Source organism: Paraburkholderia sp. EG304, from assembly GCF_046543485.1.
Taxonomy (GTDB): Bacteria; Pseudomonadota; Gammaproteobacteria; order Burkholderiales; family Burkholderiaceae; genus Paraburkholderia; species Paraburkholderia youngii.
Window position 1 is genome coordinate 235,467 of the sequence record NZ_JBKGUA010000008.1, and the last position, 11,957, is coordinate 247,423.

Sequence of the window (11,957 nt, forward strand, 5' to 3'; positions counted from 1 at the left end):
GGTTAGCAAAACGTTAATGTTTCTTCGCTCGAATTGTCACGCTTAGATACAATGGGGCAGTTTCACTTTAGTATGAGGAAGACCGTCTGCCGCCGCCCGCCTTGATACGGACCGCCGGCACTCTCCGGGGATTTCATGAGCGACGAGCTACACGACCAGGTGCTTCACGCGCGGTTCGGCACGAGCAGCCCTCGCTGGCGCCTTGCGGCGGCGAGCGACACGCTGGAAATCGTGCCGGCCCACGGCCACGCGGCTGTCGGCGTCGCCATTCCCCTCACCTCTTCCCAAGCCTCCCAGGTCCGCGCGCTGAGCGGCGTCACCTCGCACGTAGTCGTCGACGTGCAGCTGGACGCCGCGCCGCTGCGGCTGCATCTGGTCGGCAAGAAACTCGATTGTCATCGCTGGGGCGGCACCGCCTCGACCCATGCCGACACCGAATCCGTCGCGCGCGCACTGCTGCACGGTCTGTCGTTCGCCGAACAGGTCGTCTCCGAGGTCAATTCGGTCGTCGTCATCGTCGACCGGCACGGCCGGATACAGCGCTTTAACCGGCTCGCCGAGGAGCTGACCGGGCTCAAGGAAGAGGACATCATCGGCCGCAGCGTCTGGACGCTGTTCATGTCGTCCGACGACGGCGCGGTCTCGAACCAGGTCAGCGCGCACTTCTTCAACCGTGGCGAACCGTACGAGATCGAACGGCGCATCAAAACGGTGCATGGCGAGCGGCTATTCCTGTTTCGCAACAAGTTCGTGCGCAGCGGCAGCGGCATCGAAGACCAGTTCCTGATCTGCTCGGGTACCGACATCACCGAGCAACGGCTAGCACAAGACCGTCTGATCGAGCAGGCCACCACCGACCCGCTCACAGGCCTCGCCAATCGCAATGCGATCCAGGAGCGCATCCAGATCGCGATCGAGCAGGCCGCGCCCGGCGAAACCATCGGCGTGCTGTTTCTCGATCTCGACAACTTCAAGAAGGTCAACGATCACTACGGCCACGTGTTCGGCGACCGGCTGATCTGCGATGTGTCGGACGCGATCCGCAACTGTCTGAATCCGGGCGACTCGCTCGCGCGTCTCGGGGGCGACGAGTTCATCGTGCTCGCCGCGAAGGGCTCCGCGCATGGCCTGGAAAACACCGCGCAGCGCATTCTCGATCGCATGCGCATGCCGTTCGCGGTCGGGCTCGTCGAGGTCTACACCGGCTGCTCGATCGGCATCGCGCGTTGGCCCGAGCACGGCGAAACCCTCGAATCGCTGATCCGTTCGGCCGACACCGCAATGTACGTCGCGAAGGACGAAGGCAAGCGCACGCATCGCGTGTTTTCGCCGGACATGAACCGTCGCGTCGCTGAGTTCATGTGGCTCGACACGAATCTGCGCCGCGGGCTCGAGGAAGGCCAGTTCGCGCTGCACTATCAGCCGAAGCTGAACCTCGCCACGGGCGCCGTGCAAGGCGCGGAAGCGCTGGTGCGCTGGAACTCGCCGGAGCGCGGGCAGATCATGCCTGCGGAATTCATCCGTTATGCCGAGGAATCCGGCTTGATCGGCGTGCTCGGCCGCTGGGTGATGGAGACCGCCGCGAAACAGGCGGCCCGCTGGAAGGCGGCCGGCTATGATCTGCGCGTCGCGATTAACGTGTCGGCGCGACAGCTCACGGATACGGCCGTGGTCCGCCATTTCACCGAGGCGTTGCAGCATGCGAGTCTCGATCCATGCCTGATCGATCTCGAGTTGACCGAAAGCTGTCTGATCGAAAACGAAGCGGCCGCGATCGAACTGATCAAGCAGTTCCGCCAGCTCGGCGCGCAGGTGCATCTGGACGACTTCGGCACCGGCTACTCGTCGCTGTCGCAACTCGGCCGTATTCCGCTCGACGTGATCAAGCTCGACCGCAGCTTCACGCGCTCGATCCACGCTGACATGAAGGCACAGGCGCTGGTGCGCTCGATGGTCGCGGTCGCGCAGGAACTCGATTTCCAGGTCGTCGCCGAGGGGATCGAAACCGAAGCGGAAGAAGCCTTCATGAAGGGCCTGGGCGTCGATTACGTGCAGGGCTTCCTGTACGCGCGGCCGATGCCCGCCACCGAGTTCGAGCGCTGGCTGCTCGATCGGCGCAAGCTCAGGCTAATCGCCTGAGCCTTGCCGTCGCGCGCTTCAGCCGAGGCGCGCGGACCAGCCTGCCACTTCGTCCGCACTCATCCCGACGGCGCGCGCCGCGGAGTGGATTTGCGCCCACGTAGCGGCGTCGATCGGAATGCCGGCGGCCTCGCGTTGCGCGCGCGTGACGCGCTCGGGCTCTCCGGGTTCGTAGATGCGCTCGGTGCCCGCCGCGAGCGGCGACGCCTTCACCCACGCGAGGAACGCATCGGCTTCGGCTTGCGCATCTGGCGCATCGAATGCGGCTGGATCGATGATCACCGACAACATGCAGTTGATGATCGCGTGCGTGGTACAGAGCGTGTCGGCGTGCGTCGTGAAGCCGCCCGACAGCGCGCCGCCGAAAATCTCGCACATCGCCGCGAGCCCGAAACCCTTGTGGCCACCGAACGGTGTCAGCGCGCCGAACGGCGCTTCGTGCATGACTTTCGGTTCGAGCGTGGGCATGCCTTCGTGATCGATCAGCGCCCCGGGTGGCGTGTGCTTGCCCTGGTTATACGCGACGCGCGTCTTGCCGAACGCGATCGTGCTGGTCGCGAAGTCGAGCACGAGTGGCGGTTTGCCGGGGCGCGGATAAGCGGCGCAGAAGGGATTCGTGCCGATGCGGCGGTCCGCGCCGCCGAACGGCGCGACGAGCGGATCGCCCGCCACGTTGACGAAGTGGAACGACACCAGACCGGCGCGCGCGCACTGCTCGGCCCAATGCCCGATGCGGCCGATATGGTGCGCGCCGCGCAAGCCCACCGCGCAGATGCCGAGCCGCCGCGCGCGCTCGATGCCCCGCTCCATCGCCTCGAACGCGATCACCTGACCGAAGCCCTTGCCGCCTTCGACGGTCAGCACCGCGCCCGCGTCCTTGACGACGTCGGCATGTCCATTGAGTTGCAGTTGCTGGTCGGCGAGCGATTCGACATAGCGCGGGATCATGCCGACGCCATGCGAGTCGTGCCCGGTCAGATTCGCGGCCACCAGATGATCGGCGATCAGCTCCGCTTCGCGCGGCGCACTGCCCGCTCGCTCCCAGATCGCTCTGACGTAGGCATGCAGTTGATCGGCCGGAATCCGGGGCGTGTTGGTTTGGGCAGTCTGGGAGTCGCTCATTCAGCGTGTCGGTGTGGTTCGAACGGAAGGGAGCATCAGTAAACAACGGGCCCGGGTCGCACCCGAGCCCCACTCAAACGAGGCGACAACTCACGGCGCCGCCGCGATCACTTCGGCAACCGCGGCCGTCAGCTTCTTGCCGTACGGTACGTGCAGGAATTCGTTCGGTCCATGCGCGTTCGACTTCGGCCCGAGCACGCCGCACACCATGAACTGCGACTTCGGGAAGCCCGCCTTCAGCACGTTCATCAGCGGGATCGTGCCGCCGAGTCCCATGTACGCGGCATCGGCGCCGAAGTGCTGACGCGATGCGTCGCTGAGCGCGCTGGCCAGCCACGGTGCGACCTCCGGTGCGTTCCAGCCGCTCGCCGCGCCCGCATCCGGCTTGAACGTGACCTTTGCGTTGTACGGCGGATCGAATTCGAGCAGCGCCTTCAGTTCGGCGACGGCCTTTTCCGCTTCGATGGTCGGCGGCAGACGCAGCGACAGCTTGAACGCGGTGCGCGGACGCAGCACGTTGCCGGCGTCGGCGAGCGCGGGCAAGCCGGCCGCGCCCGTCACCGACAGCGACGGACGCCACGTCGAATTGAGCAGCGCCTCCTGCGGATCGGTCGTGGTGGGCAGCACTTGACGGCCGTCCTGCCCGCACGCCCACGGCATCTTCTTCCACACGTCATCGCCGAGAATCCTCGCGGCAGCCTCCGCTTCGCGCAGACGATCGGCCGGCACCGGGCAATGAAAACCCTTCGGCAGCAGCGTGCCGTTCGCGGAGTCTTCGAGACGATCGAACAGTTGCCGCATGATGCGGAAGCTCGATGGCACGATGCCGCCGTAGACCCCCGAGTGAATCCCCTCGTCGAGCACCTGCACTTCGAGATCTCCGGCGACGAGTCCGCGCAGCGACGTGGTCAGCCATAGCTGATCGTAATTGCCCGCGCCCGAATCGAGACACACGACCAGCCCGACGTTACCGAGCCGCTCGCGCAGCGCGTCGACGTAGGGCAGCAGATCGTAGCTGCCCGACTCCTCGCAGGTTTCGATCAGCCCGACACAACGCGGACGCTCGACACCTTGCGCATCGAGCGCGGCGAGCGCCGTCAGGCTCGCATAGATCGCGTAGCCGTCGTCCGCGCCGCCGCGGCCGTACAGCTTGCCGTCCTCGAGCTTCGGCGTCCACGGACCGAGGTCGTTGCGCCAGCCATCGAACTCGGGCTGCTTGTCGAGGTGGCCGTAGAGCACGATGGTTTCGGTGCTGCCCGAGCGCGTCGCGGCGGTCTCGAAGAAGATCACCGGCGTGCGGCCCGGCAGGCGGATCACTTCGAGCTTCAGGCCGCGCACCGGTTGCTGCTCGGCCCATTTCGCGGCGTCGGTGATCACGCGCTCAAGGTAACCATGCTTCGCCCAGTCGGGATCGAACGCCGGGCTCTTCGCCGGCACCGCGATGTAGTCCGTCAGCGCGGGCACGATCTCGTCGTTCCACTTGCGCTCGACGAATTCTCGTAGCGTGTCCGGGTTGAGTTGGGCCTGCTGGGTCGTGTCGTCGTTGATCATAATCGGGTCCGTGAAGTACTGTTCGGTCGAAACGATCATCATAGTCCCGATGCGTGTCGGGCTGAACCCCTTGCGGTAATTGGGTGGCGACTGCAACGCGCAGGGTGCGCGGCGGGCGGCGGCCATTCGCGCGACAATCACTACATGCCTCGCGCATCAGGAGCTTTTATGGGTGGCAACGTGGCCGTTCAGGCCCTCGGCGCGGCGTTCGCGCTAGCGCTGTATTTTCTGCCGGCGATCATCGCGGACCGGCGCAAGCGTCGTGACGTGCTGACGCTCGCGCTATTTAACGCCTGCCTCGGCTGGACCGTGCTTGGTTGGGTGCTCGCGCTGTATTGGGCGCTACAGCCGAATCCGGCGCAGACCCTTGCGAGCGACATCGTCGAGACTCGCAAGATATCGACCTTGCGCGCGTTTTCATCGGCACTGACGCTGCGCGGGCGGCGACGCGAGGCCGCGCGCGACCGGCCCGAGCGCTGAAACGATTCGGGCGGCTCCAGCAATACGAGCAATACACGAACAACAGGAAACGGATTGATTGAAGCGCACGTGCGTCATTCAGGCCGCGCGCCCGATGCGACTCCACTGTACCGAGCCCGCCGGAATGGAGCGCGGTTCCGCGCGCACCGCTTGCGCGGCAAAGGTTTCATGACGCAGTTCGCCGTGTTCGTCGAACCACTCGCAGATCAGCCAGTCGCCCGGATTGCGCGCGACCGGACCTGCGTACGTGACGGTCATGCGCGGGCCACCTTCTTTTAACTTGACGACGTCGCCCACATTGAAGGCGGCGGATGTTGTCTGGAATGCGTCAATGGTAGCGGTCAGCATCTTGGGTCCCCCTATCTTGAGCGTTTTTAACTTGAGCCCGGCTTTATCGACTTCGACCTGTTGAATGGGTACTCTAAAGTTTAGACAGATTAACAATCGAATTTAAACGCGGCAAGCGCTTTTTATTGATACCGTTTTCACGGAACCGGGGTTGATGCCCAATGGTTTAAGTTCCCGGCATTCTGAAACATTCTCCGGCGAAAACGTTGCGGCTAACCCTATGTGCGCTACCGCACAAATGCAACAGTTACTGCAGGCCGCTTGCAGGCCGGTAGGAAATACGAGACGGGTTTCGTCTGATTAGAAAACCTGACGCGATAGCGTTGAGCGGTTAATCAGAAAGACCCGTTTGATCTAAATCAGAATTACCTGTGAACGAGTAGATCGCCGGTAAATGCCGTGTAGTTCGTTATACCGCTTCGTTCAAATTGAACGATTTTCCGAGCGAGCCAGCAAATGAAAACGATTACCAGCGGCTTAATTTCAAACTGCCGGAGCGACTGAGCGCCGTACGCTTTGCTGATGCCGGACCAGCAGCACGCTCAGGCCGATGCACACGAACATCAGCGCGGCATTGATGGCGAGGCTCAGCTGAAACGCGTGTGCATAAGACGCGGGGGCCGCGCTGCCACCGAGCGCGCCGAAGAACGCGCCGCTGACCGCCGCGGTGCCGAACGCGGAGCCGATCTGCAGCGTCGACGACACCACACCCGATGCAAGCCCCGCCTTCTCGGGCACCACCTCCTGCAGCACGATGCGCATGATCGACGGCAACAGCAGACCATGTCCGACACCCGCGCACACCAGCCCGCAGTAGAACAGCAGATCGGGCGTCGCGGATCGGGTCGCGGACCAGCCGGTCACGGTGAAGCCGAGCGTCATCATCGAGAAACCGAGCGTCAGCACATGCGCGCCGATGCGCTTGACCACGGCCGGCGAGGTCAGCGGCCCGATCACGAAGCCGAGCGCGAAAGGCATGATCGCGATGCCCGACGCGAGCGGCGTCCAGTGCAGGCCGGTCTGCAGGAAGATGCCGTAGGTCAGGAAGAACGCGCTATTGCAATAGAACAGGAACGCGAGCACCAGACCGAGCGCGAACGCGCGATTGCGGAACAGTTGCAGATCGACGAGCGGATGGCCACCGCCGCGCTCGACGCGCCGCTCGGTCGCGACGAACAGCGCGAACACCGGCACCGCGAGCGCGAACATCGCGAAGGTCCACGCGGGCCAGCCGGCTTCGCGGCCATGCGTCATCGGATAGATCAGCAGCAACAGCACTGCCGACAGCAGCGCGACGCCCTTCAGATCGACGCCTGTATGCGTGGCCGGCTGGTTCTCCGGCACGAACTTCCATGTGCCGATGAACGCCGCGATGCCGATCGGAATGTTGATCAGAAAGATCACGCGCCAGTCGAGCCCGAACGGGTGATACGTAATCAGCGCGCCGCCGCCGAGCTGCCCGACGATCGACGACAAGCCGAACACGAAACCATACAGACTCATCACGCGCGTCTGCTGATGCAGCGGTACGACCGCGCGAATCGTCGCGAGCACTTGCGGCGCCATCACCGCGGCCGCGATGCCTTGCACGATGCGCGCGATCACCAGCATATGGCCGCTCGTCGCGAAGCCGCACAAGGCCGACGCGACGACGAATGCCGCCATGCCCGTCATGAACATGCGACGGCGGCCGAACAGATCGCCGAGGCGGCCGCCCGTGATCAGCAGCACCGCGTAGGCGGACGCATAAGCCGAGACGACGAGTTGCAGTTGCGCGTCGCTCGCGTTGAGGCCCGTGCGAATCGACGGCAGCGCGAGGTTGACGATGAAGTAATCGAGCGGCGCGAGAAAGGCGCCGACAAACAGCACCGCGAGCGCGAGCGCCTGGCGCGGGAAGCCGGGCGCCGCCGCTTTGGCGGCCACAGCCATGCCTGCCATCGCTGGTCCAGGACCGGTCACGGCCCCGGCCGCGCTCGCCGCGCCGCTAGCGGATCCACCGAATGCCGCCGGAGCGGACTTGATTGCTTCGCTTTTCATGACCGAACGTTCAAGAAATAGTTAAAAATTTTGCAGCTGCGTTCGCGAACGAGCTGCTACACCAGCGCGCGCATCGCCACATCGACGATATCGATCAGCGCGTCTTGCTCATGCGCGACCCGTCCCATGACCCGCATGCCCTGCATCACGCATAACAGGAAATCGCCGACTGCTTTTTCGTCGAGTGTCGAATCGAACGCGCCGCTCGCCTGCCCGCGAATCACCGCCGCCGCGAGCAAGGTCGCCATGCGGCGCTGAATCGCGGCGACGCGCGCGCGCAGCACTTCGTCATCGGACTGCATTTCGAGCGTCGTATTCGTGATGAAACAGCTGCGCCGGCCGCTCAACCCGCACGATACCCGCGCGTAGTGCAGCAGCGCATCGCGCAACGCCTGCGCCGGATCAGCCGTCGCGCTCAGTCGCTGCGCAAGCCGTGCGACCGCGCCTTCCGAATAATGCTCGAGCGCGGCGAGCATGATGCCGTGCTTGTCGCCGAACACGCCGTACAGGCTGCCGCGCAGCAGACCGGTGGCCTTGCACAGATCGTCGATCGACGTCGCGTGGTAGCCGTGATCCCAGAACACCTGGCTTGCGTTCGCCAGCACGGTGTCCGTGTCGAACTCGCGCGGACGGCCCCGCTGAGATGTTTCGCCGGCTTTTTTCGCGGCTTGCCTGGAATGACTCAATTGCGATGACCTCGTTGCTGCGTTGGCGTCGGTCTGTGGATATTATGACTGAATATTCAATAAATCAAGGAAGGCCTTCCGTAGGCCTATTCGCGTCGGTATCCCTGCACAATAGAAGGGGAAAAAGCTGCAATAGACTCAAAAACCGTGCGGTCGTGCGGACAAAAGACTCGCGAAATTGAAAGCGGAGTGAAGACATCGACGCGAGGTACTTTTTCCGCATCCCGCTTCACTCCGAACGCGTCCAGGTCTAATCTGGCGTCGGACCCGATCCCTGTTTGGGGGCAGTCAAACTCCGTTTGCGTGGCCCCACTAAAAACGCATACCGCGAAGGCTCGCCGCGGTTCAATCAAATATAGGTCTCAGTGGCCGTTAGTCGGAGGCAATCCTTCAGACTGTCCGTCGCGGCGTGGCAAATGACGCGGAGAATCAGATGGCAGACCCCAGCGGCGATCGCGCAGGGTTCATCATCAAGTCGTCAGTCAAGGCAGGAGTGTGATAACGCCGCTTATCACGGCCCGCCCCGCCCTCGCCGGCCTGCCCGCATCGCAACCGGGGCTTTCCCCGTCCCCGGTGCGTAGGACCGCCCTGCCCGGTCGTGACACGCGGGCCGGGTCCCGTGCCGCGGTCTTTCACCCAGGGCATGCAGAGGATTGCGTCAGGGTTCAGACCGGATCCGTTTCCTCCATGTCTCCACATGGCTTCGGGGCCCGCCGCGCGCGGGCTTTTTTTGTTGGCCCGGCATCTGCACGCGTGGCCAGCGCGGGAGTTGGCCACACCGTCGGCCCCCTCCGCCGGCAGTCGCCCCCTTGCCCACGATCGGGTCGCCGCGGTTCCAGCGGCAGGTATCAGAGTGCAACGGCCATACCGGGCCTTCGTCAATGGACTCGTCCTCGGCCAAAGATGCTTTGTGGGACTACCGGAGAAAGGTCCGTTTAGCTAAAACGGAATTTCCAACTCTGTGCGAAGGAGACGGAAATGCCCACGAACCAAGCAGTCCCACAAGCCGAGAATACGGCGATCGAGGTCGAACTGTACATAAGCTTCGAGCTCGGCGACAAATCCTGGAAGCTGACCGCCAGCGATGGTCGGCACGGCCCGAGCCGCTATAGTGTGCACGCGGGTGACACCGCTGCCGTACTCGACTGTGCACGTCGAGCCAGGGAGCGTTGCGGCCTCGAGCCGAAGGCCAAGGTTCACTCCTGCTATGAGGCCGGGCGCGACGGGTGGTGGCTGCACCGCTGGTTGAGCGGGCAAGGCATCAACAACGTCGTGGTTGATGCTGCCAGCATCGAAGTGAACCGACGCGCAAGGCGGCCCAAGAACGATCGCCTCGATGGTGACAAGCTGCTTGCCATGCTCAGGCGCCATCACGCCGGCGAGCGCGTGTGGGCGATGCTGCGCGAGCCCACGCCCGAGCAGGAAGACGCTCGCCGCACGCACCGCGAACTCGCCCGGCTGACCCAGGAGCGCATCGCCCACATGAATCGCATCCGCTCACTGCTCGTGCTGCACAACGTGCGTCCGCAGGTCATCATTGGCGGGCGCGACTGGGCACGCTGGTGGGCCAACCACCGGAGCAGGTGCCGCCCATCCTATGCGGCGAGATCGAGCGTGAGAGCGCGCGACTGGCGCTGGTCAGGCAACAGATCAAGCACCCGCTGGTGGCACAACTGGCGCGGCTGCGTGCGATCGGCTCCAAAAGCGCCTGGGTGCTGGTCAAGGAAGTGTTCGGCTGGCGACGATTCGCCAACCGGCGCGAGGTCGCCGGGTGTCTCGGGCTGACACCTACTCCCTACGACAGCGGAGATAGTCAGGTCGAACAGGGCATCAGCAAGGCAGGCAATCACCGGGCGCGCACGATGCTCGTCGAACTGGCGTGGCGCTGGCTGCGCCGGCAGCCCGGCAGCCCGGCAGCCCCCTGACTGAGTGGTTCAACCGGTGCTTTGCGGGCAACGGCAAGCGCATGCGATGGGTGGGCATCGTCGCGCTGGCACGGCGTCTTGCCATTGCGCTATGGCGCTACCTGGAACACGGCGAGATCCCGGCCGGGGCCTCGCTCAAACCTGTTGTCCCCTGACGTGCCAGGTCAACATCGTTCGCGTGGTATCGCAAAGAACACATCATGATCAGAGGTCGACACGCCCGTACCGTCGGCGGGTCACCGCACGGTGACCGAAGCCAAAGATGGGGCGCGCCGATAACTGGGGTTTGCCAGTGCGCCTTGCGCGCATGCTGCATGAGGTGCAGGCTGTCTATGCACTGCACGGATAGAAGTTCGTTCCGGCACTGGCTGGAACGCTCGCCACACCCCGACCTTGGATCAGGATCGAACCACCGTGCGACACGACCGCTTCACATCACCAGCGATCCAAAGGTCCCAGGATGAAATCTGGTCCGTTTACCTGACGAGCGAACACGGCTTGACAAACAGGTCCGCATAGAAGCTGACGGTCGTGTGTCGGCGCTGACATGCCTGCTTGCGGTCGCTCACCGGTCGTTCGCGGAGACGGGGCGACGAACGGCCGCAACCGAGTTCAGCGAATGCGTACTCTCGACCCTCAAGAGACGGTCAGGCGTACCGAAAGCGGTCTTCCAGCCAACGATGCTCAGCTTCACGGCGAGGTATCAGTGGAGGAGTTTGAGCAGAGCGCCAAGAATTATGATCGTCAAAGAGACCGCCGGTATGCTCGAACGCAGGTGAACACGCGTCGGTCACGTGCGCTTCAAGTACGCGGCTTGACGCTCATACCAGGCTTGCGGATAGCGGAGCAGATCGTCGTCGTATTGGGGAGTGTATTTTCCATAGCCGATGAAGTCGTAGTAAATGCTCATCGCCTCTGCTTGTGACGACGCCCAAAACGTCCAGACCCATTCACTACCCGGCTCATTGAGAGCCCGAGCGCCATCTCCGTCCGGCCCATACGCGATGCACGCGGGAAGAGCGTTACCGTGCCCGTCCGGGCAAAGCCAAACTTCGTGAAGGTAACCCAGTGTCTTCCTCATCCCATACCGTCTGCTAGTGTTTTCCTGTGTGAAGTGTCGACGATCTACCGGGTGATGTCGAGCGACCGAAACTGGCCGAGGCCGTGTAAAAACGTCTGGGCCGGCAGGCCGGAAGAGCACCTGTGAGACCGCGTCTGCGCAGTTCCGGTTTGCCAGCGACTGACCGGATCGCGTTATGCGAGCAATCATGGTCAGGCGTGAGATCACACGCCTGCCAGCTTCATCGCTCGCAATGTCTTTGCAAATCCGAGAATCCTGATGACGCGCTTGAGGTTGTATGCCAGCACATGCAAGCTCATTTCAGTCGATACGTACCCGAGCCTGCGCGTCTGGAAGTGGGTTGAGCCCATCCAGTGCTTCAGTGTGCCGAACACGTGTTCGACCGTTCGACGTCGTATTGTCATGGCGTCAAGCTGGCGATCAAGTCTGAGTTGCATTCTCTCGAGTACCGCTTCGTGTTCCCACCGGCGAATGCGCCGGTAAGGAGCCGGCGTGCACTGGTTTCTGAGCGGACAGCGCGGACAGGCGCTGCTCCAGTAGGTCCGCAGTTTCAGCAGATTGGCACTCTCAAAGGACGTGTACCTGTAT

10 protein-coding genes are annotated in these 11,957 nt (G+C 63.5%); 3 read left to right on the forward strand and 7 right to left on the reverse strand.

Annotated features, from left to right (window positions below; all coding sequences use genetic code 11):
* The first annotated feature begins 135 nt into the window (after positions 1-135).
* Entirely contained in the window at positions 136-2,139 is a 2,004-nt protein-coding gene (gene pdeR, locus ACLFKU_RS12980; RefSeq protein ID WP_410849351.1) for a cyclic di-GMP phosphodiesterase, read from the forward strand.
* Positions 2,140-2,157: 18 nt separating this feature from the next.
* Here pdeR and ACLFKU_RS12985 read toward each other — a convergent pair whose 3' ends face one another.
* Entirely contained in the window at positions 2,158-3,261 is a 1,104-nt protein-coding gene (locus tag ACLFKU_RS12985) for a malate/lactate/ureidoglycolate dehydrogenase (RefSeq protein WP_368583730.1), read from the reverse strand.
* A gap of 90 nt (positions 3,262-3,351) precedes the next feature.
* Positions 3,352-4,812 (reverse strand): M20 family metallopeptidase, encoded by a 1,461-nt coding sequence (locus ACLFKU_RS12990; protein ID WP_368583816.1) that lies wholly within the window; start codon positions 4,810-4,812, stop codon positions 3,352-3,354.
* A 168-nt stretch (positions 4,813-4,980) separates the two neighbouring features.
* On the opposite strand from ACLFKU_RS12990, the gene ACLFKU_RS12995 reads away from it, so the two are divergent.
* Positions 4,981-5,292 carry a superinfection immunity protein gene (locus tag ACLFKU_RS12995; protein ID WP_410849352.1) on the forward strand — a complete coding sequence of 104 codons (312 nt, stop codon included), beginning with the start codon at positions 4,981-4,983 and terminating at the stop codon, positions 5,290-5,292.
* Between the two features lie 78 nt (positions 5,293-5,370).
* Here the strand turns inward: ACLFKU_RS12995 and ACLFKU_RS13000 are convergent, their stop codons facing one another.
* The 4 genes from ACLFKU_RS13000 to ACLFKU_RS13015 all read right to left on the reverse strand — a co-directional run bounded on the left by ACLFKU_RS13000 (position 5,371) and on the right by ACLFKU_RS13015 (position 9,845).
* Positions 5,371-5,640 carry a YodC family protein gene (locus ACLFKU_RS13000; RefSeq protein WP_176123714.1) on the reverse strand — a complete coding sequence of 90 codons (270 nt, stop codon included), beginning with the start codon at positions 5,638-5,640 and terminating at the stop codon, positions 5,371-5,373.
* Positions 5,641-6,123: 483 nt separating this feature from the next.
* Positions 6,124-7,677 (reverse strand): MFS transporter, encoded by a 1,554-nt coding sequence (locus ACLFKU_RS13005; RefSeq protein ID WP_410849353.1) that lies wholly within the window; start codon positions 7,675-7,677, stop codon positions 6,124-6,126.
* A gap of 56 nt (positions 7,678-7,733) precedes the next feature.
* Entirely contained in the window at positions 7,734-8,363 is a 630-nt protein-coding gene (locus tag ACLFKU_RS13010) for a TetR/AcrR family transcriptional regulator (protein ID WP_410849354.1), read from the reverse strand.
* 939 nt (positions 8,364-9,302) lie between these two features.
* Positions 9,303-9,845, reverse strand: a complete 543-nt coding sequence (locus tag ACLFKU_RS13015) for a hypothetical protein (protein WP_410849355.1) — start codon at positions 9,843-9,845, stop codon at positions 9,303-9,305.
* 101 nt (positions 9,846-9,946) lie between these two features.
* Between ACLFKU_RS13015 and ACLFKU_RS13020 the strand changes: the two genes are divergently transcribed.
* Entirely contained in the window at positions 9,947-10,288 is a 342-nt protein-coding gene (locus ACLFKU_RS13020; RefSeq protein WP_410849356.1) for a transposase, read from the forward strand.
* A 1,284-nt stretch (positions 10,289-11,572) separates the two neighbouring features.
* On the opposite strand, the gene ACLFKU_RS13025 is transcribed toward ACLFKU_RS13020, so the two are convergent.
* Positions 11,573-11,957 (reverse strand): transposase (locus tag ACLFKU_RS13025; protein WP_410849357.1); only part of this gene is annotated, 385 nt, incomplete at its 5' end.